Raw genomic sequence first — 24,568 nt, 5'->3', positions numbered from 1 at the left:
CGGCGCGCCCCGCCGGCGCGCCGGCGGGGCGCGCCGCCGATCGCCGTCAGGACGTCAGCTCCGCGGCCTTGGTCTGCGCGTCGCGCATCGCGGTCGTCGGGTCGGTGCCCGTCATGGCGCGGATGACCTGGTCGGTGATCGCCTGCGGGACCTCGCCGCCGCGGGCGCCCGGCCACGACGGCGCCTGGGTCAGCGAGCTGGCCAGGTTCTTGAACGGCACCAGCTCGGGGAACTCCTGGTAGAAGCTGGCCAGCTGGGTGGCGGCGGCGGTGTCCACCGGCAGGTAGCTGACCGACTCGACGCCGGCGGCGACGACGTCCGGCGCGAGCAGCGAGACGAGCAGTTCGGTGGCCATCTCCTGCTGGCACTTGTCGGTGGACAGCACCGTCAGCGCGTTGCCGCCGGCGGTCAGGTGCTCGGTGCCGCCAGGCAGGGTCGGGAAGGGCACGGCGCCGGCCTTGAAGCCGTTCGCCCCCTGGCCGCGGATGAAGCGCAGGCCGGCGGCGAGCGTGGCGACGGTGGCGCCGACCATCGCGGTCTGCTTCTGGATGCCGAACCGGAGCAGGCCGTTCTGCGACGGGTCGTCGGACTGCGGGCCGTAGGAGCCGACCTTGGCGAGGAACTGGGCGGCCTCGGTGACGGCCGGAGCGGTCAGGTTGGGCGTGCCGTCCGGCTTCTGGATCGAGGTGTCCTTCGACTCGGCGAGCGAGCCGAGGTACCACTGGCCGAACTGCTGGCCGGTCGGCAGGTCGATCGGCTGGACGCCCGCGCCCGAGGACTTGATCTTCTCGGCGGCGGCCAGGACGCCGTCGGTCGTGGTCAGCGTCTTCGGGTCGACGCCGGCCTTGGCCAGGATGTCGGCGTTGTAGACCAGCACCGGCATCGAGACCTGCGCGGGAATGCCGATCTGCTTTCCGTCGACCTGGCCCAGCTTGAGGAACTGCTGGTCGTAGGTGGAGCGCAGCAGGCTGGGCGAGAGGGTCTGGGCGCCGAGCTGCTTGGCGAACACGGGGAGCAGGTCGAACCCGGCGACGGCGACGTCGGTCTGCTTGCCGGCGGCCCGGTCGGCGGAGATCTGCTGGACGAGCGCGACGTAGTTCGGCGCGGTCGAGTTGAGCTGCACGGTGAGGCCCGGGTGTGCCTTCTCCATGTACGCCTTGCCGGACTTGGCCACGTCGCTGAGTGACGCGACGCCGTAGAACGTCAGCGTCTTCACCTTGGCCGCGCACTCGGGCGACGCGGTCGCGCCGTTGACGCCCGCGACGCCGGCGGCCGCCGTGCGCGCGGTCGGCCGCAGATCGGGGGTGTCGGAGCTGCCGCTGCCACCGCCGCAGGCCGCGGTGACGAGAGCGAGGGTCGCCGTGAGCAGCACCGGCGCCTGCCTGAGGCTGCCCAGCCTGGCTCGGCCCCGGCGCGCCGGGGCCGCTCCGGCGCGGCCGGACCTGTCGATGCGGATCACGTTCTATCCCTCCACTGCGCTGGCTGGCACGGTCTGCGCACGACGTCCCTGATCGAGAACGCGACGTACCTGACCGACGAGACGTGCACGGTCGACGAGACGTCCAGGTCGACGCCGAGGTTGCGGACTGAGGTTGCGGGCTGAGGACATCGGTCAGCCGCCGACACCCGTGCCGGTGAGGCCGGCGGTGAGGCGACGCTGAGCGATGAGGAACACGGCGAGCGTCGGCAGGCTGATGATCAACGCTCCGGCCGCCAGCTCCGCGAAGTCCGGCAGGCCCGTGGGGGGCGAGGCCACCAGGGTGGCCAGCGCCAGCGGCGGGGTGGCGATCTCCGGCGAGCGAGCCTCCAGCAGCGGCCAGAGGTACTCGTTGAACGACAGCAGGAAGCTGAACACCGACACGGTGGCGATCGCGGGCGTCGACAGCGGCACCACGATGGTCCGCAGCGTGCGGAACAGTCCAAGGCCGTCCATCCGGGCGGCTTCCAGGACGGATACCGGGATGGTTGTCATGTACTGGCGCAGCAGGAAGATCGACGCCGCGCTTGTCATGAACGGCAGCACCAGGCCGACCCGGGTGTTCGAAAGTCCCAACGCGGAGATCGTCACGTAGTTCGGAATCGCGGTCACCTGGCTCGGGACCAGCAACGTCGCCAGCACCAGCGCGAACACCGCGCCGCGCCCCCGGAAGGGCAGCCAGGCGAATACGTAGGCCGCCGGGATGGCGGTCAGCAGTTGCAACAGCAAGATCGCCAGACTCACGACGATCCCGGTGAGCAGCGCCCTTCCGAGATGGCCATCCCGGAAGGCGCGCGTGAAGGCGTCGAAGCTGACGGACTCCGGAATCGGGTTCGACGAGAGCCCCAGCGCCGACTGGGACGGCCCGAACGCGGTGCGGACCATCCAGACGAACGGCAGCAGGGCGAAGAACACACCAACGGTCAGGACGACGATTCGCCCGGCGAGTCCCGCGAACCGGCCGCTGTTCGGTCGGCCCGGCCGCATGGCCCGGTGCGCGTGTCTACCTGTCACCGGCTCGGTCGATGCTGGCTCGCTCACGGCGGGTTCACTCGTCGGCGGCTGGCCGGCGGGCGGCTGGGTGCGGGGTGGCTGGCTCACCGGGCCGCCTCCGTCGCCGGGGCGGCCGCGCCGGCGACGCCGAGGCCCACCAGCGCGGCGCCCGCGGCGCCGTCCACCCCGGCGTCGGCCCCGTCGGCCTCGACACGGGCGGCCCGTGTCCTGGCCCGTCGGCCGAGCACGGAGCCGAGGATGCCGATGAGGATGATCCCCAGGATCAGCAGCAGCGCGATCGCCGAGGCGTAGCCGATCCGGAACGAACCGGTGAACCCGACCTCGTAGATGTAGTACACGATCGTCGCGCTGGATCGGAACGGCCCGCCATGCGTCAGCACCGCGACCGTCTCGAACGTCTGCAGCGTGAGGATCGTGGTGAACACCGCGAGGAAGATCGTGGTGGGCGCGAGCAGGGGCAGCGTGACGTGCCTCAGCCGGGCGAACCCGCGGATTCCGTCGACTTCGGCCGCCTCGTACACCGACGCCGGGATGGTCGTGAGTCCCGCGAGGTAGACGACGAACACGAAGCTGGTCAACCGCCAGCCGCCGACCAGCGCCACCACCGGCAGTGAGGTCGCCTCGTCTCCCAGCCAGTTGCGCGGCCCGGCGCCGAACCAGCCGATGACCGTGTTGGCGAGCCCGTGGCCACTCGGGTCGAACATGTACGCGAAGATCACCGCGATGGCCACCAGGTTCGCGCTGACCGGCAGGAACAGCGCCAGTCGCAGGACAGCCGAGCCGCGGGTTACCTTCTGCGCGGCCAGCGCCAGGGCGAGCCCGACGACCACCGCGGGGATGACGGTCAGCAGGCAGTACAGCAGCGTGTTACGGACGGACTTGCCGAAGTCCGGGTCGCCGAACGCCTCCCGCAGGTTCGCCGTGCCGACCCAGTGGAAGCTCGGCCCCGTCAGGGACTTGTCGGTCCCGGCGGTGAAGGCGGAGATCAGCGCGGGGCCGAGGACGAACACGGCCAGCCCCAGGAGCGCGGGGAACAGCAGCGCCCCGATCCGCCAACCGCCGGCTCCGGTTCGCGGTCCGGCGCCCGCCCTTCTCGTCACGCTTACGCATCTTGGCCCGCCACACGTCGCCTGCCTAGAGCGCCAAAGGGTGCGCAATAATGATCTTCTTTCGCGCACCGGAGGCCGTCGTGCCAGGGTCACCAGCGTGGCTGACATGCAGGTGAACACGACCGGTCTGGGCGATGACGGTGACAGGGTTGGAGTGGGATCCCCGGCAGGGATCCCACTCCGGCCCGATGCCTGCAAGAATGGCAGGCAACCTGATGTCGATCTTGGGATTGCGATGAGTGACGGGACCGGCTCCGAGTGGGGACGAGTCGCCGACGACGGCACCGTCTACGTACGGACGTCCGAAGGCGAACGCGCTGTCGGCTCGTGGCGGGCCGGCAGCCCTGACGAAGGGCTCGCGCACTTCGTGCGCCGCTATGACGACCTTTCCGCCGAGGTGGTGCTGCTGGAACAGCGGGTGACGATCCCCGGGGTCGACCCCGTGGGGATCGCCGCCAGCGCGCAGCGGCTGCTCGACGGGCTGCCGACGGCCGCCGTCGTCGGCGATCTCGATGCCCTGCGGGGCCGGCTGACGGCGCTGCTCGGCGTGACCGAGGGCCGCAAGGCGCAGGCTCAGGCCGAGCGGGCCGCCCGCGCCGCGCAGGCGGTCGCCGCCAAGGAGGAGCTGGTCGCCGAGGCCGAGCGGCTGGCGAAGAGCTCCGACTGGAAGGCGGTCAGCGAGCGGTTCCGGACGATCGGCGACGAGTTCCGCGCGATCACCGGCGTCGACAAGCGGACCGACTCCGGGCTGTGGCGTCGGATCGCCGCCGCGCGCGAGGAGTTCGCCCGCCGCCGCACGGCGCACTTCGCCGCGCTCGACACCCAGCGCGCCAAGTCGAAGGAGCGCAAGGAGGCGTTGATCTCCGAGGCCGAGTCGCTCGCCAGCTCGACCGACTGGGGGCCGACGAGCACCCGGTACCGGGAGTTGATGGCCGAGTGGAAGACGGCGGGCCGCGCGGCCAAGGACGTCGACGACGAGCTGTGGACCAGGTTCCGGGCCGCGCAGGACGCGTTCTTCAGCCGCCGCAACGCGGTGAACGCCGAACGCGACGCCCAGGCGCGGGACAACCAGACCGCCAAGGAAGCGCTGCTGGCCGAGGYCGCCGAGCTCGACCCGGCGGACACGGACCGGTCGGCACGCAAGCTGCGCGAGATCCAGGAGCGCTGGGACGCCATCGGCCGGGTGCCCCGCGAGGCGGTCGGGCAGCTGGAACGCCAGCTGGCCTCCATCAGCGACCGGATCCGCGAAGCCTCCGACGCCCGCTGGTCACGCCAGGGCGGGGAGACCTCGCTGTTCGCCGCGAAGATGCGCGAGAACATCCGCCGGCTCGAGGAGAAGCTGCAGAAGGCCAGGGCGGCGGGCAGGGAGAAGGATGTCGCCCGGCTAGAGACCGAGCTCGCCAACCATCGGGCCCTACTGCCGGGCAGCGACCGCTAGACCGGCGTACCAGTTAGACCGGCACACCAGCGCCTCCGGGACCCGGCACGACCACCCGAAGACGACCAGCCGAAGCCCGCCGATCACCAGGTCGGCGGGCTTCGGCATGTCGAAGGTGCTCGCCGACACGCGTGCGATGCGCTAACTGTCCGCTTGCCATAGTTAGCACCGTGACGTAGCGTCGCCATTGTCGGCGCGGTGTGCAACGTGCGCCGACCCGCCGTCTCGGCCGGTGAGCTGGCCGGTCCGCCTTCCAGCCGCCGGCTGGCTCGGCGTGACGACGGTGTCGGCGGCGGTCTGGCAAGGAGGTCGAGAGCCCGTGGCGGCTTTGAACGTCCGTGAACTCGGCGACTACATCCGGGACCAGCGGCGCACGGCGCAGATCTCGCTGCGGCAGCTGGCCAAGCAGGCCGGGGTGAGCAACCCGTACCTCAGCCAGATCGAGCGGGGCCTGCGCAAGCCGTCGGCGGAGATCCTGCAGCAGATCGCCAAGGCGCTCCGCATCTCCGCCGAGGTCCTCTACGTGCAGGCCGGGATCCTCGAGGAGCGGGAGGGCGGCGAGAACCTGCACGCCGCCGTGCTCGCCGACGAGTTCCTCACCCCCCGCCAGAAGCAGGTCATCCTCGACATCTACGACGCGTTCCGCCGGGAGAACGCGGTGGCGGCCGCCGCCGCCGCCGACGACGGTGCCGGCGAGACATCCGGCGTGGCCGTCGAGGAACCCGGCACCGCCGCCGAGACACCCGGCTCCAGGCCGCCCACCACGGACGGGGCCGAGGCGGCGGAGGCCGCCGCTCCGGGCACGCGGGCGATTCCCAAGCCGGCGGCGGCCGAGGCGGCAGCGCCGGCGGCCGGCCGGACCACGACGACGGGGCGCCCACGACGCGCCTCGGCATCGAGCGGCACGCCGGCCGCGGCCGCCCGGACCACGGGCCGCCGGCCGCGCGCCACAGCCACCGGCGAGACAGCCGCGGCGAAGCCCGCGCGGCGGGCCGCCACCCGGCGCGCGACGACCCGGCGTCCGGCGGCGGATGCCCCCACCGACGGCGCGGGCGCCGCCGCGGGCGGGCCCGGCGGTGTAGGCGAGGAATCCTCGGGGAAGGCCTCGCCGACGACGGCCCCCCAGCCGTAGCTCGGTGAGCGCCCGGCTCGCCGACGTCCGCCTTCAGATCACGGTGTGTCCCGACTGACCCCGAAAAGTGGTGCACCGCCCCTAGGACGACAACAGCAGACACATACGCGGCGGGACCACCGGTCCTGCTCGCGGAGGAGGTCAGATGGCTACCGAACGGACCACGTCCACCACGTCCACGGCCAAGACCAGGCGCACCAGCACCGCGGCGTCGCCGAAGTCCTCGGCCAGCGGCGGCGCGAGGAGCGCGGGCGGCACGACGCGCGGCACGGGCGCCGGCGCCTCCACCACGACGCGCGGCGCGGGCGCCTCCGCCACGACGACGGCCTCGAAGACCGCGCCGGACCAGCGCCGGGCCCAGCTGTCCGAGGTCCGCAAGCCGCTCTACGCGTACGTCGGCGCGGCGGACCTGGCCGTCGAGAAGCTGCGCGCCCTGCCGGCCACGGCCAGCACGGAGGTGCGTCGGCTGTCCGACCGGGTCGGCGAGCTGACGATCGAGGCGGCGAAGGTCCCGACCCAGGTCGGCACCACGGTCCGCGGTCTGCCGGAGACCGTCGGTGCCCAGCTGTCGGGTCTGCAGGGCCGGGCCACCCAGCTCTACAACGCGTGGGCGAACCGCGGCGAGAAGCGGGTCACCGAGATCCGCCGCAACCCCACCACCGAGGAGGCGGTCACCCGGACGAAGACCGCGGTCAGCCGCACCAAGGCGGCCAGCACGTCGGCTCGCCGGGCGGCGGACGCCGTCAGCAAGGCCGCCGTCAGCCAGGCCCCGCTTCCCCGCCGGACGACTCGCTAGGACGTCCTTGGGGCGAGGCGCGGGAGCGCCTCGCCCCAAGGCTCGCCGGCCTCGTGGGCGGGCGGTGGGCACGTCTTGCCATCCCGAGGCGACGGACGATCGACCGGGGTGGGAATCGCCGGACCGGGCGCCAGGCGGTCGTGGTCCGGGTGTTGTATGGCCGTCATGCGCTACCGTCCCTTGGGCAACTCGGGCCTGTTGGTCTCCGTCGTCGGTCTCGGCTGCAACAACTTCGGGTCGAGAGTCGACCTCAACGGCACCCGCGCCGTCGTCGACGCCGCGATCGAGGCCGGCATCAACTTCTTCGACACTGCCGACACCTACGGCAACAAGGGCGGCTCGGAGACCCTGCTCGGGCACGTGCTGCGGTCCCGCCGGGACGAGGTCGTGCTCGCCACCAAGTTCGGCAACGACATGGCCGGCGTCTACGGCCCGGACTATGGGGCACGCGCCTCGCGCCGTTACATCCGCAAGGCCGTCGAAGGTTCGCTCAGCAGGCTGCAGACCGACTACCTCGACCTCTACCAGCTGCACAACCTCGACGGCGTCACGCCGATCGAGGAGACGCTCGAAGCCCTCGACGAGCTGGTCAAGGAAGGCAAGATCCGCTATGTCGGGTCCTGCAACCTCGACGGCTGGGAGGCCGCGGACGCCGAGTGGACGGCGCGAGCCTCGGGCCGCACCCGGTTCATCTCGGCGCAGAACCACTACAACCTGATGGAGCGTGGCGTCGAGGCCGAGCTGGTGCCGGCGGCGCTGAAGTACGGGATCGGCGTCCTGCCCTACTTCCCGCTCGCCAACGGAATCCTGACCGGCAAGTACACCCGCGACGAGCCGCCGGCGGCCGGTACCCGGATGGCCGGCCGGCAGGACGAGCTGACCGACGAGGTCTTCGACCAGGTCGAGGCCCTGGAGACGTTCGCCAGGGAACGGGACCGTTCGCTGCTCGACGTGGCGATCGGCGGCCTCGCCGCGCAGCCCGCCGTCGCCTCCGTCATCGCCGGGGCGACCAGCGCCGCCCAGGTCCGCGCGAACGCGACGGCCGGCGCGTGGCAGCCCCGCGCCGACGACCTGGCCGTCCTCGACAAGATCGCCCCCACCTACCGGGGGTGACGCTGGTTCGCTCCGCTTCTGGTTCGCTCCGTGCGGGCACGGCGCTGAGCCGCATGGTCACCTCTCGTGTGACCGAGTGACATCGCGCGAGCGCCCGCCGGCTCGTCGGCGGAAAGGCACGCCGGTGGGCGCCGCGCACCACCCAGCCTGCCCACGCCCGGCGTCACGAAGCCGCGTCCACCGGGTGAACCGCCGCGGGCGGCCCCGCGGCGCCGGCCTCGCGACGCCACCCTCGCTGGCCTTGGCCACTCGGTCACGTGCGCGGCGAGAACAATCGAGCCAGGTCCTGATGGGAGGAGCGGCTCGGATGAGCTCGTCGACGGCCAAGGTCACGTTCGTACACGGCGACATCACCCAGCAGCAGGTCGACGCGATCGTCAATGCGGCGAACTCGTCGCTGCTCGGCGGTGGTGGTGTGGACGGCGCGATCCACTGGGCCGGCGGCCCGGAGATCCTCGCGGCCTGCCGACGGCTGCGGGAGACCGAATACCCCAAAGGTCTGCCAGCGGGCGGCGCGGTGGCGACGACGGCCGGCCAGCTACCCGCCAGGCACGTCATCCACGTGGTCGGCCCGGTCTACTCGACGCGTGCGGACCGTTCGACGCTGCTGCGCTCCTGCTACGTCGAGGCGATCCGCGTCGCGGCGGCCCTGGAGGCCCGCACGATCGCGTTCCCGGCCGTGAGCACGGGCGCCTTCGCCTGGCCGTTGGCCGACGCCGCCCGCATCGCGGTCGGGGCCGTTGTGGAAACCCCGTCGTCCCTCGAGGAGGTTCGTTTCGTCCTCTTCACCCGCGCCRCCCTCCGAGCCTTCGAGTCCGCCTACTCCCTGAGCCGGGCCCGGCCCCGGACCCAGACCGGTGAGTGACCTGCCGGTCGCCAAGATCGAGCCGCGGGCTGGCGCTGTCGTTCCCCGCGGCGGTTCAGGCGGCGGGCGGCGGCCAGGGAAGGGTCAGCTCGCCGAGGCGCCAGCGGCGGGGGGTTCGGTGGATCGCCCAGCCATCGGCGCGGAGTGTCGATACGGCCTGGGACCAACGGGTTCGAGGGCCGAACGGGGCATAGCTGGCGGCGCGGTCCCACGCGGCGTCGAGAGCGATGAGCAGCGCGTGGATGGGCTCGCCGGGGGTGTTGCGGGCGATCAGGGCCTTGGGGAGCCGCTCAGCCAGCTCGGACGGGCGTTCGAGGCTCGGCAGGTGCGCGGAGAGTGTCAACGTCCCCGGGCCTTCGGCGGGCAGCGCGAACCAGCAGGCGCGGCGGCCGATCTCGTCGCACGTGCCCTCGACGAGCAGGCCGCCGGGGGCGAGGCGGGACCGCATGGTCCGCCAGGCGGGCTCGACCTCGGGCTCGGCGTACTGGCGCAGCACGTTCATCGCCCGGATGACGAGCGGGCGCCGGCCGGCGAGCTCGAACCCGCCGCGGGCGAAGACGAGGCCGGGCGGACGGGCGGCGGTCTGGGCGGCGGCGACCCGTTCCGGGTCCAGCTCGAGGCCGAGCACCCGCACTGGTGGGCAGATGGCGCGTAGCCGGTCGTAGAGCTCGACGGCGGTGACCGGCGACGATCCGTACCCGAGGTCGACGACGAGTGGGTCGGCCGCGGCGCGCAGCCGCGGCGCCTGGGTTCCCGCCAGCCAACGGTCGACCCGGCGCAGCCGGTTCGGCGCGGTCGTGCCCCGGGTCGGCAGGCCGAGCGCGCGGGCCCGGCCCGCCGCCAGCCGCGGGGGCCGCTGCCCCGGCGCCGTCGCCGTCACCTCCCCACCTTGACAGACGGCACCGGCCCGGTTGGTCGGTACTGTCCTGCCTCCGCCCGCCCCGGGCCGGTACGGGGATGACCACCGGCGTTCAGGGGGATACAGGTTGCTGCTGGCGCCGCGGTCGGGCGATGGACATGCGCCAACGTGAGGAGGATCGCGCCGCCCAAACCAGCGGGAGTACCGGTACAACCCGCCTAAGGTGGGCAGTCGGCCTCGTGGGACGGTCACCGCGGCTGGTCGCCCCGGGCGCCGGGAAAGACCCGGRCATGCCCGGCCAGACACGCACGTTGCAACTTCCGGGTCAGCAATATCCGAGTAACAAAGCGCCGAGACGGTCCTACAGCGGGGCGATGCCCGTCGGCCGGTTCGCGGTACGTGCGTGGAGGTGGTCGTGCAGCTGGTCGCAGGCGGAGGCGAACCGTCCCCGGCCCACCAACGGCACGACCGGTGTCCCGTACCCCGCCGGGTCGCGATGCTGTCGATGCACACCTCGCCGCTCGAGCAGCCCGGCACGGGCGACGCCGGCGGGCTCAACGTCTACGTCGTCGAGCTCTCCCGCCAGCTCGCGGCGCTGGGCACCGAGGTCGAGGTGTTCACCAGGGCGACGAACAGCGGCCTGCCCCCGGTGGCGCAGCTCCATCCCGGCGTGACGGTCCGGCACGTGCCGGCCGGCCCCTTCGAGGAGATGCAACGGGCCGAGCTGCCCCCCTTGATATGTGCCTTCACCGCGGACGTGCTGCGCGCCGAGGCGGAGCGGGAGCCCGGCTGGTTCGACCTGGTCCACGCGCACTACTGGCTGTCCGGCCAGGTGGGGCTGACTGCGGCCCGCCGCTGGGGCGTCCCGCTCATCCACACCGCGCACACGCTCGCGAAGGTCAAGAACCGCTCGCTGGCCGCCGGGGACCTGCCAGAGCCGACGGCCCGGGTGCTCGGCGAGCAGGAGGTGGTCGCCGCCGCGACCCGGCTGGTGGCCTCGACCACGGAGGAGGCCCGCCATCTCGTCGAGCTCTACGGGGCGGACCCACACGCGGTCGACGTCGTCGCGCCCGGCGTCGATCTGGAGGTCTTCCGGCCCGGTGAGCAGGCCGCGGCACGCCGACGGATCGGGCTGCCGAAGGACGGTCACCTGTTGTTGTTCGTCGGACGCATCCAGCCGCTGAAGGCCCCCGACGTGCTGTTGCACGCCACGGCCGAGCTGCTGCGCCGCGACGGCCGGCTGCGTGAGTCGCTCACCGTCGCCGTGGTCGGCGGCCCGAGCGGCAGCGGGCTGGACCGGCCGGACGCGCTGGTCAAGCTCGCCGCCGACCTCGGCATCTCCGACGTCGTGCTGTTTCGCCCCCCGGTGCCACGTGCCGAGCTCGCCGACTGGTTCCGCGCGGCCACCGCCGTCATCGTCCCGAGCCACAGCGAGAGCTTCGGGCTGGTCGCGATCGAGGCGCAGGCCTGCGGCACGCCGGTGGTCGCGGCCGCCGTCGGCGGGCTGCGCACCGCCGTCGCCGACGGGCAGTCGGGGGTACTCATCGGCGAGCGCGATCCGGCGGCCTACGCGGACGTGCTGGCGAGGCTGCTGGCCCAGCCCGGCTGGCGGCGCCAGCTGTCGACCGGCGCCCGGGCGCACGCGTCCAGCTTCGGCTGGTCGGCGACCGCGACGGGCGTCCTCGCCGCCTACGGCGCCGCCCTCTCCCCCGCGCCGGGCGTCCCGGCGCCGATGCCCATGCCGGTGACCCGGTCGCGCGGACGGCGCAGGCTGACGGGTAGCGCACACTGAGCGGCCGGCGGCGCACACTGAGCAACACGCCGAACGTCGAGTGGCTCACGTCCGGCGAAGCACGCCGCTGGCAACGAGGACCGGCAGTATGAGCGGTCGAAACCAGGGAAGGTTCTCGGTCATGACCGTGACATCTGTGGGCACAGTGGGGCGGATCGACGAGGCGGAGCGCGCCCGGCTGGACGGAGTGATCAGAGACGCGCTCGACGATCTGGGGCTGGCCTACGAGCACCCCGGGGTCGGAACGTTCCTGGTCACGCTCGAAGGCGAACACAAGCTGCGGACGATGACCTGGCTCGTCGTCCAGGACCACACGCTGCTCGTCGAGGCGTTCTTCATGCGCAAGCCGGCGGAGAACGTCGCCGGGACGTACGGGTTCCTGCTCAGCCGGAACGCCAAGACCTACGGCGTGCACTTCTCGATCGACCGGATCGGCGACATCTTCCTCACCGGCCAGGTGCCGCTGACGGCGGTCAACGCCGACGAGATCGACCGGCTGCTCGGCTGCGCCGGCACCTACGCCGACGACAACTTCGACCCGGCGATCGCGCTCGGCTTCACCCAGGCGATCGCCCGCGAGAAGGCCTGGCGCGCCAAGGTGGCCGCCGAGGCCCGCGCCGCCCGCGCCCAGGAGTAGAGCGGTCCCGCGGTCAGACCTCGACCTTTTGCAGGCGGGCGGAGAGGTGAGGCTGAAGCGGCTTGCCGCCGGCCTCCATGTCGATCGCGTAGGCGAGGTCGCCGCCCTCGACGATGCCGTAGAGCCGGACCGAACGGGTGACCTCGCGGGCGGTGGCGGTTCGCACGACGACGTTCGAGTCGAGCTCGATCCTGGTGCCGCTCAGCGTGCCGACGTAGATCTCGGCGATGCCGAACGGGTGAGCGAGGGACACCTCGACGATCTTGCTTCCGGGCTTGTCCGGGTCGTCCTGCAGCCGCCAGAAGCCGGTCTCGGTGGCCAGCGGGCTCCCCGGCTCACGGCCGTCCCGCGGCTCGTCGGCCCACCAGGTCGTCGACGCGTAGGCGAGCGCCGGCCGGCCGGTCGACAGGAAGGTGATCTCCTGCTCGTAGCGGAAGTCCGGCAGGTCCTCGTAGCCCCCGACACCCGAGCCGTGCCAGGTCCCAATCAGAAACGCCAACGGCGCGAGGCTGGGATGCAGGTCGGGGACCGACGTCCCGCTCGGCGCCGGGCCGGTCGTGCTCGCCACCTGGTTCTCCTCGCGTCACGGCGCCTGTTGGCGGCATTTCCTGGCCTGCCCTACGGGCAGGATTGCATCCTGTTCGGGCAGGTCAGCGTTGGCCCTGGTAGAGCCGGTAGGCCGCGTACATCGAGCACCACCCGATCAGCAACGCGACCGCCGCCAACAACCCTGTGAACACGTACTGCACCGCTCTACTTTATGGTTCGCTCCGTGCGGGCACGGCACTCCGGCCCCGTACTCGCTTCGCAAGCCCCGGGGTCGGTGCAGAAGGTTGTTCCTGGTTCGCTCCGTGCGGGCACGGCCCTCCGGCAGCCCGCTCGCCTGGCGGCTCGCGGGCTACCTCCGGGCCGTGTCCTCCTGCGCTCACGGGCGCTCCGGCGACCTCGCTGCGGCTTCCCCACTTCGCTTCGCTCGTGGGGAAGCCTCCGCGAGGTGCGCCTCCGCGCCAGCTCGGTTGCGATCCGCTGTACCTCGCCAACCCGAAACCACGGCGCTCGTAGGGGCACTTCGCTTCGCTCGTGCGGTCTTCGCCTCCACGAGCGCAGCGACGTGGCCCCTACAGATGGGCCTGTTGCGGTTTGGTGACGTTCAGCGGCGGGTGACCGTGTGGGCGCGGAGGCGCGCCTCGCGGAGGCCCGGCCCCGGAGCGGAGCGACCGGGGCCGGGCCGCAGCGAGGTCGCCGGAGCGCCCGTGAGCGCAGGAGGACGGCGCGCGGAGGTCCCGTGGGAGCGAAGCGAGTACGGGGCCGGAGCGCGCCGCCCGCACGGAGCGAACCAATGTCACAGCGAACCAGCAACAACCTTCCGCACCGACCCCCGCTGGACCATGTCGACCGGGAACGACGCTCGTACGGGCGTTGCCGGGAATTCGGGTGGGACCGGTGGTCATTGTGGGTGTCGTGACGGGACTGTGGGTGCTGGCGGCGGCTGTGGTCGTCGCGACCGCGATCGGAGTGACGTTGCGGCGCCGCGATGGCCGCTTCCGCTCGTCTCATGCCGCGCGGGTCGACGCGCCGGCGCCGGGTGGGGCGGGTGATCTGGCTATGCCCGGTGGCTCGGAGCGGGACGGGACCGCCCCGGAGCCGGTCGGCCTCGATGCCGGCTCCGCTGTGACGGCGCCTGGCGGGACTGCCGCGGTCGAGGATCAGCCGGTGGAGCCTTCGTCGGGGTCGCTCGCGGCGGAGCTGGCGGCGCTCGGAGGGCGGGCCGGGCAGCGGGCGACGCTGCTGCAGTTCTCCACCGCGTTCTGCGCGCCCTGCCGGACGACCCGGGCCGTGCTGGCCGACGTGGCCCGGATCGTGCCGGGCGTGGCGCACGTCGAGGTCGACGCGGAGGCCAACCTCGAGCTGGTCCGCCAGCTGGGGATTCGCCGGACGCCGACCGTGCTGGTGCTCGACGCCGCCGCACGGGAGATCAGCAGGGCGAGTGGTGCGCCGCCGGGCCGAGCGGCCGTGATCGCCGCCCTGGGCCCGCTCACGACCGGGACCGAGGCCGACACCGCCGGGTGGTGACGACCTCACCCCACCCCCGTGCGATCGCCGCGGTGGTCTTCTGGAAAAATCACTCGATTCGGGCCGCAACCGTTAACACCTGCGTGACGTTCGCTGCTAACGTGGCACCGTTATGTTCTCGACACATCTGATCAAGCGCCGCGCGGTCGACCTGTGCCGCGTGGGCAGCTGCTTGTGTCGACTTTCCTGATTGGGCGTTAGCCCGGGCATGTCCGCGATCGGCCGACTGGCCGGGCGGGCACTCGCCACCGCGCCGGCTGATCTGGCCTCACCCGCCTCTGCCCCGCCTATCAGGAGAAGATCCCTGTGGTTGATCCCAGAGGTCTGCGGTTCGCCGCGACCATCACCGCGCTCGTGCTCGCCGTCGCCCTCATCACCGGCAGTCCGTGGGTGTTGCTCGCTCAGCTGGTCGTCTTCGCCATCGGCGCGGTCGGCGGCGTGCGCCGCGCGCCGTACGCCCTGGTCTTCCGGCACCTGATCCGGCCGCGGCTGGGGCCCCCGGCCACCACCGAGGACCCCGCTCCGCCCCGGTTCGCCCAGGCCGTCGGGGCCGTCTTCGCCGCGGTCGGCGTCGTCGGATTCCTGACCGGGCTCGACGCGCTGGGATATGTGGCGACGGCCTTCGCCTTCGCCGCCGCGTTCCTGAACGCCGCGTTCGAGTTCTGTCTCGGCTGTCATCTTTTCTTGTTCATCCGATCCATCAACGCGAGAGGAGCCCGCGCATGAGCCGCGAGCAGGCGCTGGTTGACGCGACGTGGGCCGAGGCGCACCTGACCGACCCGTCGGTCGTGTTCGTCGAGGTCGACGAGGACGTGTCCGCCTACGACAAGGGCCACATTCCGGGCGCCGTCCGGCTGGACTGGAAGTCCGAGCTGCAGGACCCGATCATCCGTGACTTCGTCAACAAGGAGGCCTTCGAGGCCCTCCTGTCCGGCAAGGGCGTCTCGAACGACCAGACCGTCGTGCTTTACGGCGGCAACAACAACTGGTTCGCCGCATACGCCTACTGGTACTTCAGCCTGTACGGCCACGCCGACGTCCGGCTGCTCGACGGTGGCCGCAAGAAGTGGGAGCTCGACAGCCGCGAGCTGACCACCGAGGTCACGGCCCGGCCGGCGACCCAGTACAAGGCCAAGGAGGCGCGCACCGACATCCGCGCCTTCCGCGACGAGGTCATCGCCGCGATCGGTGAGAAGGCGCTCGTCGACGTACGGTCGCCTGACGAGTTCGCCGGCAAGCTGCTCGCCCCGGCGCACCTCCCGCAGGAGCAGTCGCAGAAGGCCGGGCACATCCCGACGGCGAAGAACATCCCGTGGGCGAAGACCGCCAACGAGGACGGCACGTTCAAGAGCAACAACGAGCTCACCGAGCTCTACAGCGAGGCCGGTGTCGACCTCTCCAAGGAGATCATCGCCTACTGCCGGATCGGTGAGCGCTCCGCGCACAGCTGGTTCGCGCTGCACGAGCTGCTCGGCCTGCCGGGCGTGAAGAACTACGACGGCTCCTGGACCGAGTACGGCGCGCTCGTCGGCGTGCCGATCGAGAAGGGCGCCTGAGCATGTGTGGAGCTATCGCCGGCGGACCGTCGACGGAAGGAATTGACGTGGCCAAGGAAACCGTGATCCAGGGAATCGTCGTCAAGGGCGGCGAGCCGGTGTCGTCCGGCTACGCGCGGCTGCTCGACGAGGGCGGCGACTTCACCGCCGAGGTTCCGCTCTCCGCGACCGGCCAGTTCCGGTTCTTCGCCCGCCCGGGCACCTGGACCGTGCGGGCGCTGGTGCCAGGCGGAAGCGGCGAGCAGAAGGTCTTCGCCCGTCAGGGCGAGCCGGTCGACGCCCGCGTCGAGGTAGCGGCATAACGCCAGGCCGGGCATGAGGCGGCCAGGCCGGTCCTGATTCCGGGTCGGCCTCCTGGCCAGGTTTGTGACGAGAAGCGCGAAGGCGGCAGAGGGAGACCTCCGCCGCCTTCGTCGCGTTTCACGGAAAACCGGCGAAGTTTGCCTAGCTCGGGCGGCGTGGAGCGGGGATCGAGGGTGGGCCGGGCGGGGCGGCGAGAACCATCGGACGGACCGTGAAATGTCGCATCTCGTTGTCGACGGCGAACGTGGCGGCGGCGCCGCGATTGGGAAAGGGCGCGACCACCTGCCGGACGTCCTGGCGTCCGGCGCCGTCGTACTGAATAACCGCGTACAGACTCTGCGCCTCGGACATCATATGATCATCTAACCTCATCCACACAAAGTCACGGGATGAGTACGGAGTGCCCCTGTAGTGGTCCGCGGTCCAGCACGGCGCCGGTCCACGGACACTCGGCGCCCGCCGGTAGCCCAATGCCCACCAGCAGACGAGTGCCCGCCGGGTGCCCGATGCCCCGCCGGGTGCCCGATGCCCTGCCGGGTGCCCGATGCCCTGCCGGTAGACGAGGGCCGTCAGTAGACGAGGGCCTGGGCGCCRTCCTCCATCACCTCGGCCACGAAGGTGGCCGCGCCCGCGATCCTGATCCCGTCGATGACGTCGTCTGGGCCGATCGAGCGGCGGGCCGCGCACTGCGTACACAGCGTCACCCGACCGGCCGCGAGCACCGCGTCGAGAAGGTCGGGCAGCGGTGCCGCTTCCGGCAGGCTGAACTCGGCCGCCCGGCCAGGCAGCGCGAACCAGGCCGACTCACCGGTCAGCCACAGCGACACGTCCACCCCGCTGCTGGCGGCCACGGAGGCGACGGTGAACGCCTGTGAGCAGCGCTCCGGCGCGTCCATCCCGGCGGTCACCTTGATGACGAGCGATCGAGTCATGCGACCAGTTTCCACCGGCGTCGTCCTTGCACCGACGTCGCCGCGCACTAACCCGCTGGCGACGGCGCCGTCGTCGGGGTACCGGTCGGGATCGTCGTCGTGTCGAGGATGACGTGCTCGCCCGCGGCGCTGAAGCGCATGCGGTCGGGCAGGACGTTGACCGCCGTCAGCTTCAGGTTGAAGGGCAGCCCCTCGATCGGGACCCTGATGGTCAGCAGCTTGATGATCTCGTCGTGCCACGCGGGCGGGAGCGCCGAGGTGACGCTGTCGGCCAACTCTCGCGGGGTGAAGGTGAAGGCGGCCGGCTCCACGCCGATACTCGCCGTGCCCTCCACCGGGTAGTCCGTTCCGAACACGTTCGCCGTGCCCTTGATCCGGATTGCCGAGCCCGCCGGAGCGACCGTCAGCTTCATGCCCTGAGTGGCCAGATAGGCGTTGAGGTCGGGGTAGGTCACCTCTACGTCGGCGTCCAGGCTGTCGACCGGGATCTTCTTGACGTCGCCACTGATGACGTCGGACAGCGGGATGTGCACGCCGTCCAGATGCGACCGCACCCGATCGACCCGCAGGCCGTTCTGGACACTGCCGCGCACGTCGATGTCGATGTCCTGGTAGTCGCCGCGCAGGACCTGGGGCAGGAACAGCGCGCCGCCGATGGACACCGACGGTTTCGTCGGCAGGTTCTGGCTGCGTTGCGCCTCGGTCGCTATCTGGCCGGAAACCACCCGGGCCGCGACCCTGTCCCCAATGAACAACAGCACCAGGAGAACGACGACGACACCGACTGTGATCCGAATTGCCCGACTGCCCACCGGATCATCCTTACAGATGCCGTCCGACCAGATAGATGAGCRGTGCCGCGATGGTCAGTGGAGCCACCGCCGCGAGCAGCGCGGTCGCGACTGGCTTGGTCGCGAGCGGGCCGACCCGAACCCCGCCCGACAGCAGCGGTGTGCCTGGTGAACGCAGGTCCGCGAGCGCTCCGACACCGACCCGCCGAGCCCATGCGCCCAAGCCCTCGGACGCCGTGGCCGACCGCGCGGGCGGGTCAGGCCGCGTCTTGTCCCTCGGCGCAACCGCTGCGTCGACCGGCACTGCCGCCGACTCGGATGAGGCGACGACCGCCGAGGGCGCGCCGGCCCGGGCGATCAGCACGCCCATCACCGCCGCGGCGAGCGCGCCGGCAGCGGCGAGCAGCGCGCCCGAGCCGGCCGCCAGCTCGTCCGTATACGCACCGTAGGCCGCGCCCAGCCCGGTACCGGCGGCGAGGCCAAGCCCGCCGGCCACCAGCGTCCCAGCGCCCAGCAGGCCGGTCAGCCACGCGACGAGCACCGCCCCGCCAGCGCCGGCCAGCCCGATGGCGACGAGCAGCTCACCCGGCGCGGGCGCCCCCGGCTGAGCCCGCAGCGCGAGCAGCCCGGCGAGAAACGCCACCAGGGTGCCGCCACCGAGCGCGGCCGCGAGCTCGGCCGTCACCCGGGCCCGGGCCGGCGCGTCCGCCGCCGGCGGCGTGGAGGCGTCCGACGTGGCGGGGATGGCACCGGCGCGGCGGCGGCGGACCAGCTGGTAGACGATCACTACGGCGATCCCGGCACCGACGATGCCGGCGAGGCTGCCGAGGTCATGGTGGGCGGCGCCGAGCACCGCGCCGTCGGCGGTGAGCGCCGCCGCCGCGAGCAGCAGCACCGTCGGCCGGGAGGCCCGGAGCACGGCGACCCAGGCCCAGCCGAACACCAGCTGTTCGACGAGCAGCACGGCAGCCAGGGCCGGAGTGCCTGCCATCGCCGCAGCGGCCGGGAGGGCGGCGGCCAGCGCCGCGCCGAGCAGCGCGGCCGTCACCCACCATCCGCCGTCGCGGGCGGCCCGCTTCGGGGCCCGAGCTGGCAAGGCCGACGAGTCCGGGAGCGGTGGGTTCGATGAGGGCTCGACGCCCGCCGATCCGGCGGGCGCGCAGGTCCGTGGATCGCGGGCACGCACCCCCTCATGCTGTCACGTCACCCGCTGGCAGCCTGCCCGACATCCTCGATGATCATCAGCGGGCGGCGGTTGGCGGCGGCCGGCCGGTACCGTCAGCCACCGGCGAAGGGCGGAAGCGCCTCCACGACGCTGCCCGGGCGCAGGGCCACCGTCGCCGGGTCGCGCCGGCCCGCGGGCTGCTCGTCGACGAGGAACGAGCACCGGGTCAGCACATCGGCGAGCCGCTGGCCGTGCCGGGCGACGGCGGCCTCGATCACCGCGGCCAGCGTGTCGGCCATCAGGCACTCCTCGGTCACTCCAGCCGCGTCCCGCGCCGCCGCCCAGTACCGAACGGTAACTTCCGCCACACCCGACACGATTACCTCACCCATCCGCCATAGGAACGACGCGGTGAGCCGCGCCGTGGTTGGACGGCGCCCCGGGCCGGTTGCCGATATGTTTCACAGGGGTTTCCCAGGGGTTATCGACGCTGAATACGGAGTCCTGCCGGTGGCCGTCCAGAAGATATGGGAGATACCTCCCGACCCGGTCGACGAGTCCTGGCACGGCCCCCGTTTCCGCGTGCCCGAAACCAGGAACGATCCAGAGCCGGGCCCGTGGCCCGGCGGCCGCGGCGAGCGCCCGCGGATGGTCCAGAGTGAAGTATCCGTCCAGATCGCCATGCACGATCAGTACCGGGACCGAGGCCGCCTGGCCGATCAGGTCGACGGGCGCCGACGGACGCTCGGTGGCGAGCGTCGGCCAGGGCCGCGACGAGATCCGTACTCCGAAGACCGTCCTCGCGACCAACCGCCCGGCCCTGGTCTCCGCCATCCAGAGGATGCGCCGAAGCGGAGCGGTGTCACGCACGAACCATCGGCTGGTCGCGCTGATCGTGACCACGGCGTCCGGACGATGGCGCAGTCGATGCCCGTACACGGGCGCTCGCGAGCTCGCGAGCGCCGCCTGCCGGACCACCGCCGCGCCGCCCATCGACCAGCCGACGGTCACGACCCGCTCGTACCCGAGCCGCCTGGCCTCACCGACAGCCGCGTCCACGTCGAAGACCTCGCGGTCGCCGAACGTACAGGCACCCGTCGACCTGCCGTGACCACGCGTCTCGACCATGAGCACGCCCGCGTGCCACCGCAGGCCCTCCGCCACGGACCGTACGGCTGGTCGGCGGATCGTCCCGGAGAAGCCCGCGACCAGCACGACCGCTGTTGGCGGGGTGACGGACCCCACCAAAGAGCCCTGATCGAGAAATGCAGTGGCCAGGATCTCAGCATCGGCCGTCGGAAGAAGCCGGTAGACGGTGGGAGCGCGGTGGAGCACTCCGCTATCCTCCTCACGTACCGATGTGCGTTTCATGCCCATGACGGTCGTGAGACGCCCGGGTTCGGTAACACCGCTCCACTTGGGTCGACGCTGCCCCACCACCATCCGCCGCACATGGAGGAGTCGTCTTGAGCGTCGTCCTTTTGCTCACCAACGCCCCAGGTCCGTCCGCCGAGTCGTTCCCATCGCTGGGGCTGCTCACCCACACCGTGCGTGTCGCCCCGCTGGAGGCCAGCGCCCTGCTCGACGCCCCGCCGGTCGACGTTATCGCCGTCGACGGCCGCCGCGAGCTCGTCATCGCCCGTGGTCTCTGCCGCCTGCTGCGCACCACCGGCCTGACCACCCCACTGCTCGCCCTGGTCACCGAGGGCGGCCTGGCCGCCGTGTCCGCGGACTGGGGCGTCGACGACGTGGTACTCGACACGGCCGGCCCGGCGGAGGTCGAGGCCAGGCTGCGGCTCGCGATCGGCCGGGTGGCCGCCGCCGGCGGCACCGCGGAGGCCGGCGTCATCCGCTCGGGTGACCTCTCCGTGGACGAGACGACCTACTCGGCGAAACTGCGCGGCCGGCCCCTCGAGCTCACCTTCAAGGAGTTCGAGCTGCTCAAGTACCTCGCCCAGCACCCCGGCCGGGTCTTCACCCGCGCCCAGCTGCTGCAGGAAGTCTGGGGCTACGACTACTACGGCGGTACCCGCACGGTGGACGTCCACGTCCGCCGGCTGCGCGCCAAGCTGGGCGCCGAGCACGAGTCGATGATCGGCACCGTGCGGCACGTCGGCTACAAGTTCGTCGCCCCGCCGATCACTCCGTTGCCCGACTCGAACGCCGCCGGGCGCGTCGAGCGCGACGAGCTGCGCACCCCCGAGCGTGTCTGAGCCAGTCTGAGAAAGCTCGCTTCGCGACCGTGGTTTTGGGGCGCGCGGACGTCGCGCGCCCCAAAAGCACGGTCGTCTTAGGTTGCTTGCTCGACGGGTGCGCGGCGCCATCCGGGTGGTTACCGTCTGCCTGTGACGTCTTTGGGCTGGTCGGACAGTTTGACGGCGGCCGAGTCCGCCGAGGTGAACTCGGTCGTCGCGGCCGCGCACGCCGCCGATGGTGTCGGGCCGGTCTCCGATGACGTCGCCCTGACGGTCCGGCCAGGGGCGGGCCCGACGCCAGGCCGGTTCCACCTGCTCGCCACCGATCCGGCCGCTGGCGGGTCGGCCGCGAGCTCGGCCGCGAGCGACGTGACCGGTTATGCGCACCTCGCCCACGCTGGTGACGGCGCGTGGGAGGCGGAGCTGGTCGTCCGCCCGGACCGGCGGCGCCGGGGAGTCGGGTCCGCCCTCGTCGAGGCCCTCCTCCAGCGTGCGGCCGGCGAGTCATCGGCCGAGGTCGCGGCGCCCGCGAGCCCGGCGACCCTGAGCCTCTGGGCGCACGGCGACTCGGCGGCCGCGGCCGCGCTCGCGGCGCGCGTGGGGTTCGAGCGTGGCCGAGTGCTGCTGCAGCTGCGCCGTCCGCTCGTCGCCGACGCGGGGTCCGCCCAGGACGAGCCCGCCAAGGACGAGCTACCCGAGCCGACGTGGCCCGCGGGCGTGACCGTGCGGGAGTTCGAGCCGGGCCGCGACGAGCAGGCCTGGCTCGCGCTCAACGCCCGCGCGTTCGCCAGCCACCCTGAGCAGGGCCGCTGGACCGAGCAGGACCTGCTGCCGCGCGAGGCGGAGCCCTGGTTCGATCCGGCGGGCTTCTTCCTGGCCGAGCGGGACGGCGAGCTGATCGGGTTCCACTGGACGAAGGTGCACGCCGAGGATCCGGCCCCGCCCGGCGGTCGGCCCGGACAGGGCCAGGCGCCTGCGGTCGGAGAGGTCTACGTCGTCGGGGTCGACCCGGCGGGCGCCGGCGGAGGGCTGGGCCGCGCGCTGACCCTGGCCGGGCTGCGCTACCTGCGCGGCCGCGGCCTCGCCACGGTGATGCTCTACGCCGACGAGGACAACGCCCACGCGGTCCGGATGTACGAACGCCTTGGCTTCACCCGTTACGCCGTCGACGCGCAGTACCGCCGGCACGTCGCCGTCAGCTGACCTCCCGGCCGGCCGCCACCAGCCGCGGCGTCACGCCAGCCACGCGACCCACGCAGGCCACGCCAGCCCGGGACGCATGCCAGTCAGGCATGACGGCGGGGCCTTCCCGCGGCGGCGTCCGTTCGGGTTACTCGTCGCGGAAGGCCGCGCGCGACGCGGCGGCCGCGGCCGCTGCCGTCGGCCGCTCGCCCACGCCGCCCTCGACGTCGAGCACCGTGGTCAGGTTCGTCACGTGCAACAGGCGCCGGGCCATGTCGTTGAGGTTGCGCAGGATCAGGCGACCGCCGGTGGAGCGCTGCCGCCGGTGGGCGTAAAGGATGACAGCCAGGCCCTGCGAGTCCAGGAACCCCACTTCGGTGAAATCAACGACGATCTCGCTGACGCCCGCCATCCGGGCATCCATAAGGGCTTCCCGTAGTGGATCGAGGGAGGAGTAATCGACGTCCCCCTCGGGCCAGATCACGATTGCATGCGGACCCGTAACTTCGACTCGCACTCTCAGGATCATTGCTCCCGCCTTAACGTCCATCCGGGACGTCCCGGCGGACACGCGGCCTCGTCCTGGCGGCGCGGGGAGCGGCCGAAACAGCCTCGCGTCGTGCACGCCCGAACAGGCGCGATCCAGCTACCCGCCTCATCAGCTCATCGCCAAGGAACAACGCTGACTTGGCGATAGCAGATCGGCAGAGCTCCTGGCCCGGGTCACCGTAGTCGTGACGGTGATCAGGTTCGGATACCTCGGTCGGTGACGTAGCGGGATGCAAGGCCCGTCACCGAGCAGCGTCGTACCCCTCCTCGACAGGACTCACACCCCGTCAGCGGAGTTCACCCTTCGTTTTGACGCTCGGTGCACGACAGAAGACCAACCGTCAATCCTCCGCGCCCCGGTTTCGTTTCGGCCGGGCGCGGCCGAGCGCGAAAAGCTCCCCGCCGCGCGGGGTGGGATCAGGCGAGCGCGGGTGCGACCTTGGGGCCATGTGCGATGAACAGGCCCTTGCCCCCCGGCCGGGCGCGCCCACGAAGCCGCTCACGCTCGTGAGCGAGCTCGACGGGAGCGCCGTCACGGTCGGCACCCAGCCGGGCATCGACGACGCGACCCGCGTCGTCGTCCTGCGACTGCAGTCGTCGTTGCTGGATGTCCTCAACGCGGTGTACCTGCTACCCGTGGAGGCCCGGCGACTGGCGGAGGCGCTGTCGTCCGCCGCCGTGCTGGCCGTCACCGCCACCCCCGCGCACCCGGACGGCGGCTCGGACCGTCTCCCGGGAGGGAAGCCGGGTCGGCCCAATCTGGCTGGCACCGAGCCCGCGGACCCGGCGGCCGCGACGGCGAGCGGGGACGGCGTCATTCCGGACGAGAACGACAAGAACTACAAGATCGGCGAGGACGGCGAGGACGGCGAGGACGACGGCCTGGCGATGATGCACACGGTCACGGCCAGCGAAGGGGCGAGCGCCGCCGAGCTGCGCGACGCGCTCGGCACGCTGCCGTCATCCGCGGAGCTGGTCGACTTCGGCGCCGACGCCGACGTCGTCCTGATCTTCGCGACGACGCCACGCGCGAACGCATAGCGAGCCCGCGGGATCCCGAGCGTCACCGAGCGGGAACCCCACAGAAGGATCCCGGGTGCCGGACGGATCCCGAGTGCCAAGGACCGGGGGCCGGGGCCGGGCTGGCGAGTTCCTACGCGGGCTTGGCGGACCCGCGGTCCGGCCCCGCCTGGCTCGCGGCGAGCCGGGCGTCGAGCTCCGCGCGGTCGTCGACCCAGTACGGCCCCTCGTCCTCGACGACGTCCGCCATGATCACATGGTGGCGGCCGGCGTGCCCAGCGGGAAGCAGGCAGGTCAGCCCATCCGCCCGACAGCTCGGGTTCACGACGGTCTTCGGCACCGCCCAGAGCAGCCACACCTCGTCGTCGCCCCAGCCCTGCAGCACGGCCGTGTGGTTGCCCTCGTGACCGCCCTCCAACGCGCAGGTCACCTCATCGGGCACCTCATAGGCGGCACCCGGCACGTCACCCAGCCGCTGCACGATCTCCTCCGGCACCCGCTGCCACTCGCCGCAGGCCCCATCGTCCACGGTCTCACCCATGTCCCGGCTCCCTCGCCCTTCCCGGCGAC

At 72.2% G+C, this 24,568-nt stretch carries 27 protein-coding genes; 15 read left to right on the top strand and 12 right to left on the bottom strand.

What is annotated here, in order from left to right:
- Positions 1-46: 46 nt before the first annotated feature.
- From BCD49_RS01675 to BCD49_RS01665, 3 genes are all read right to left on the bottom strand, one after another.
- Positions 47-1,396 carry an extracellular solute-binding protein gene (locus BCD49_RS01675; protein ID WP_035925895.1) on the bottom strand — a complete coding sequence of 450 codons (1,350 nt, stop codon included), beginning with the start codon at positions 1,394-1,396 and terminating at the stop codon, positions 47-49.
- Positions 1,397-1,612: 216 nt separating this feature from the next.
- Positions 1,613-2,578, bottom strand: coding sequence for a carbohydrate ABC transporter permease (locus tag BCD49_RS01670; protein ID WP_007518486.1), 966 nt, complete (start codon positions 2,576-2,578; stop codon positions 1,613-1,615).
- The gene (locus BCD49_RS01665) at positions 2,575-3,591 is read right to left on the bottom strand and encodes a carbohydrate ABC transporter permease (RefSeq protein WP_007518484.1); all 1,017 of its coding nucleotides are present in this window, start codon (positions 3,589-3,591) and stop codon (positions 2,575-2,577) included. Before BCD49_RS01665 ends, BCD49_RS01670 begins: the two co-directional genes overlap by 4 nt.
- A 244-nt stretch (positions 3,592-3,835) precedes the next feature.
- Between BCD49_RS01665 and BCD49_RS01660 the strand changes: the two genes are divergently transcribed.
- The 5 genes from BCD49_RS01660 to BCD49_RS01640 all read left to right on the top strand — a co-directional run bounded on the left by BCD49_RS01660 (position 3,836) and on the right by BCD49_RS01640 (position 8,944).
- Positions 3,836-5,038, top strand: a complete 1,203-nt coding sequence (locus BCD49_RS01660) for a DUF349 domain-containing protein (RefSeq protein WP_071041035.1) — start codon at positions 3,836-3,838, stop codon at positions 5,036-5,038.
- Positions 5,039-5,357: 319 nt separating this feature from the next.
- Positions 5,358-6,170 (top strand): helix-turn-helix domain-containing protein, encoded by an 813-nt coding sequence (locus BCD49_RS45770; protein WP_083401186.1) that lies wholly within the window; start codon positions 5,358-5,360, stop codon positions 6,168-6,170.
- A gap of 145 nt (positions 6,171-6,315) precedes the next feature.
- A complete protein-coding gene (locus BCD49_RS01650) occupies positions 6,316-6,966 on the top strand; it encodes a hypothetical protein (protein WP_007514313.1) in 651 nt (216 codons plus the stop codon).
- 165 nt (positions 6,967-7,131) lie between these two features.
- The gene (locus BCD49_RS01645; protein ID WP_027140182.1) at positions 7,132-8,079 is read left to right on the top strand and encodes an aldo/keto reductase; all 948 of its coding nucleotides are present in this window, start codon (positions 7,132-7,134) and stop codon (positions 8,077-8,079) included.
- Positions 8,080-8,386: 307 nt separating this feature from the next.
- Entirely contained in the window at positions 8,387-8,944 is a 558-nt protein-coding gene (locus tag BCD49_RS01640; protein WP_071041034.1) for an O-acetyl-ADP-ribose deacetylase, read from the top strand.
- A 55-nt stretch (positions 8,945-8,999) separates the two neighbouring features.
- Here BCD49_RS01640 and BCD49_RS01635 read toward each other — a convergent pair whose 3' ends face one another.
- Positions 9,000-9,824 carry a class I SAM-dependent methyltransferase gene (locus tag BCD49_RS01635; protein ID WP_007514316.1) on the bottom strand — a complete coding sequence of 275 codons (825 nt, stop codon included), beginning with the start codon at positions 9,822-9,824 and terminating at the stop codon, positions 9,000-9,002.
- 394 nt (positions 9,825-10,218) lie between these two features.
- Here BCD49_RS01635 and mshA point away from each other — a divergent pair, with 394 nt between their 5' ends.
- Together mshA and BCD49_RS01625 are read left to right on the top strand one after the other, a co-directional pair.
- Positions 10,219-11,595 carry a D-inositol-3-phosphate glycosyltransferase gene (gene mshA / locus BCD49_RS01630; RefSeq protein WP_007514317.1) on the top strand — a complete coding sequence of 459 codons (1,377 nt, stop codon included), beginning with the start codon at positions 10,219-10,221 and terminating at the stop codon, positions 11,593-11,595.
- A 121-nt stretch (positions 11,596-11,716) separates the two neighbouring features.
- A complete protein-coding gene (locus BCD49_RS01625) occupies positions 11,717-12,232 on the top strand; it encodes a YbjN domain-containing protein (RefSeq protein WP_027140183.1) in 516 nt (171 codons plus the stop codon).
- A gap of 13 nt (positions 12,233-12,245) precedes the next feature.
- On the opposite strand, the gene BCD49_RS01620 is transcribed toward BCD49_RS01625, so the two are convergent.
- A complete protein-coding gene (locus BCD49_RS01620) occupies positions 12,246-12,800 on the bottom strand; it encodes an FABP family protein (RefSeq protein ID WP_007514319.1) in 555 nt (184 codons plus the stop codon).
- 875 nt (positions 12,801-13,675) lie between these two features.
- Between BCD49_RS01620 and BCD49_RS01615 the strand changes: the two genes are divergently transcribed.
- From BCD49_RS01615 to BCD49_RS01600, 5 genes are all read left to right on the top strand, one after another.
- Positions 13,676-14,305 (top strand): thioredoxin family protein, encoded by a 630-nt coding sequence (locus BCD49_RS01615; protein ID WP_007514320.1) that lies wholly within the window; start codon positions 13,676-13,678, stop codon positions 14,303-14,305.
- A gap of 112 nt (positions 14,306-14,417) precedes the next feature.
- Positions 14,418-14,495: an Ms5788A family Cys-rich leader peptide gene (locus BCD49_RS46285; protein WP_425343331.1), complete on the top strand. Its 78-nt coding sequence runs from the start codon at positions 14,418-14,420 to the stop codon at positions 14,493-14,495.
- A gap of 116 nt (positions 14,496-14,611) precedes the next feature.
- On the top strand, positions 14,612-15,031 hold the full coding sequence (locus BCD49_RS01610; protein WP_007514321.1) for a DUF4395 domain-containing protein: 420 nt from the start codon (positions 14,612-14,614) through the stop codon (positions 15,029-15,031).
- Positions 15,028-15,861, top strand: coding sequence for a sulfurtransferase (locus BCD49_RS01605; RefSeq protein ID WP_007514322.1), 834 nt, complete (start codon positions 15,028-15,030; stop codon positions 15,859-15,861). Before BCD49_RS01610 ends, BCD49_RS01605 begins: the two co-directional genes overlap by 4 nt.
- Before the next feature lie 2 nt (positions 15,862-15,863).
- Positions 15,864-16,163, top strand: coding sequence for a DUF1416 domain-containing protein (locus BCD49_RS01600; RefSeq protein WP_007514324.1), 300 nt, complete (start codon positions 15,864-15,866; stop codon positions 16,161-16,163).
- A 570-nt stretch (positions 16,164-16,733) separates the two neighbouring features.
- On the opposite strand, the gene BCD49_RS01590 is transcribed toward BCD49_RS01600, so the two are convergent.
- The 5 genes from BCD49_RS01590 to BCD49_RS01570 form a co-directional block, all read right to left on the bottom strand.
- Entirely contained in the window at positions 16,734-17,096 is a 363-nt protein-coding gene (locus BCD49_RS01590) for a DsrE family protein (RefSeq protein ID WP_027140184.1), read from the bottom strand.
- A gap of 47 nt (positions 17,097-17,143) precedes the next feature.
- On the bottom strand, positions 17,144-17,908 hold the full coding sequence (locus BCD49_RS01585) for an LmeA family phospholipid-binding protein (RefSeq protein WP_007514329.1): 765 nt from the start codon (positions 17,906-17,908) through the stop codon (positions 17,144-17,146).
- Between the two features lie 10 nt (positions 17,909-17,918).
- Positions 17,919-18,935, bottom strand: a complete 1,017-nt coding sequence (locus tag BCD49_RS01580; RefSeq protein ID WP_071041033.1) for a hypothetical protein — start codon at positions 18,933-18,935, stop codon at positions 17,919-17,921.
- A 230-nt stretch (positions 18,936-19,165) separates the two neighbouring features.
- Entirely contained in the window at positions 19,166-19,444 is a 279-nt protein-coding gene (locus tag BCD49_RS01575; protein ID WP_083401185.1) for a MoaD/ThiS family protein, read from the bottom strand.
- Complete coding sequence (locus tag BCD49_RS01570; RefSeq protein ID WP_007514335.1) at positions 19,437-20,387, bottom strand: alpha/beta fold hydrolase; 951 nt, start codon at positions 20,385-20,387, stop codon at positions 19,437-19,439. Before BCD49_RS01570 ends, BCD49_RS01575 begins: the two co-directional genes overlap by 8 nt.
- 131 nt (positions 20,388-20,518) lie before the next feature.
- Between BCD49_RS01570 and BCD49_RS01565 the strand changes: the two genes are divergently transcribed.
- Both BCD49_RS01565 and mshD read left to right on the top strand, forming a co-directional pair.
- On the top strand, positions 20,519-21,265 hold the full coding sequence (locus BCD49_RS01565) for a winged helix-turn-helix transcriptional regulator (protein WP_007514337.1): 747 nt from the start codon (positions 20,519-20,521) through the stop codon (positions 21,263-21,265).
- A 132-nt stretch (positions 21,266-21,397) separates the two neighbouring features.
- Entirely contained in the window at positions 21,398-22,450 is a 1,053-nt protein-coding gene (gene mshD, locus BCD49_RS01560) for a mycothiol synthase (RefSeq protein ID WP_007514339.1), read from the top strand.
- A 127-nt stretch (positions 22,451-22,577) separates the two neighbouring features.
- Here the strand turns inward: mshD and BCD49_RS01555 are convergent, their stop codons facing one another.
- Positions 22,578-22,958: an STAS domain-containing protein gene (locus BCD49_RS01555; protein ID WP_007514341.1), complete on the bottom strand. Its 381-nt coding sequence runs from the start codon at positions 22,956-22,958 to the stop codon at positions 22,578-22,580.
- Positions 22,959-23,425: 467 nt separating this feature from the next.
- Between BCD49_RS01555 and BCD49_RS44700 the strand changes: the two genes are divergently transcribed.
- The gene (locus tag BCD49_RS44700) at positions 23,426-24,019 is read left to right on the top strand and encodes a hypothetical protein (protein WP_007514343.1); all 594 of its coding nucleotides are present in this window, start codon (positions 23,426-23,428) and stop codon (positions 24,017-24,019) included.
- A 112-nt stretch (positions 24,020-24,131) separates the two neighbouring features.
- Here the strand turns inward: BCD49_RS44700 and BCD49_RS01545 are convergent, their stop codons facing one another.
- A complete protein-coding gene (locus BCD49_RS01545) occupies positions 24,132-24,539 on the bottom strand; it encodes a hypothetical protein (protein WP_007514344.1) in 408 nt (135 codons plus the stop codon).
- Positions 24,540-24,568 lie beyond the last annotated feature (29 nt).

The sequence above is a fragment of the Pseudofrankia sp. EUN1h genome, from assembly GCF_001854645.1.
In the GTDB taxonomy this organism is placed as follows: Bacteria; Actinomycetota; Actinomycetes; order Frankiales; family Frankiaceae; genus Pseudofrankia; species Pseudofrankia saprophytica.
This window is presented reverse-complemented; position numbering and strand designations above follow the sequence as displayed.

Excerpts from the sequence above, each read along its gene's own strand:
- BCD49_RS01650 (WP_007514313.1), top strand. The coding sequence starts at position 6,316 with ATGGCTACCGAACGGACCACGTCCACCACGTCCACGGCCAAGACCAGG.
- BCD49_RS01645 (WP_027140182.1), top strand. The coding sequence starts at position 7,132 with ATGCGCTACCGTCCCTTGGGCAACTCGGGCCTGTTGGTCTCCGTCGTC.
- BCD49_RS01625 (WP_027140183.1), top strand. The coding sequence starts at position 11,717 with ATGACCGTGACATCTGTGGGCACAGTGGGGCGGATCGACGAGGCGGAG.
- BCD49_RS46285 (WP_425343331.1), top strand. The coding sequence starts at position 14,418 with ATGTTCTCGACACATCTGATCAAGCGCCGCGCGGTCGACCTGTGCCGC.
- BCD49_RS01605 (WP_007514322.1), top strand. The coding sequence starts at position 15,028 with ATGAGCCGCGAGCAGGCGCTGGTTGACGCGACGTGGGCCGAGGCGCAC.
- BCD49_RS01600 (WP_007514324.1), top strand. The coding sequence starts at position 15,864 with ATGTGTGGAGCTATCGCCGGCGGACCGTCGACGGAAGGAATTGACGTG.
- BCD49_RS01575 (WP_083401185.1), bottom strand. The coding sequence starts at position 19,444 with ATGGGTGAGGTAATCGTGTCGGGTGTGGCGGAAGTTACCGTTCGGTAC.
- BCD49_RS01555 (WP_007514341.1), bottom strand. The coding sequence starts at position 22,958 with ATGATCCTGAGAGTGCGAGTCGAAGTTACGGGTCCGCATGCAATCGTG.
- BCD49_RS44700 (WP_007514343.1), top strand. The coding sequence starts at position 23,426 with ATGTGCGATGAACAGGCCCTTGCCCCCCGGCCGGGCGCGCCCACGAAG.
- BCD49_RS01545 (WP_007514344.1), bottom strand. The coding sequence starts at position 24,539 with ATGGGTGAGACCGTGGACGATGGGGCCTGCGGCGAGTGGCAGCGGGTG.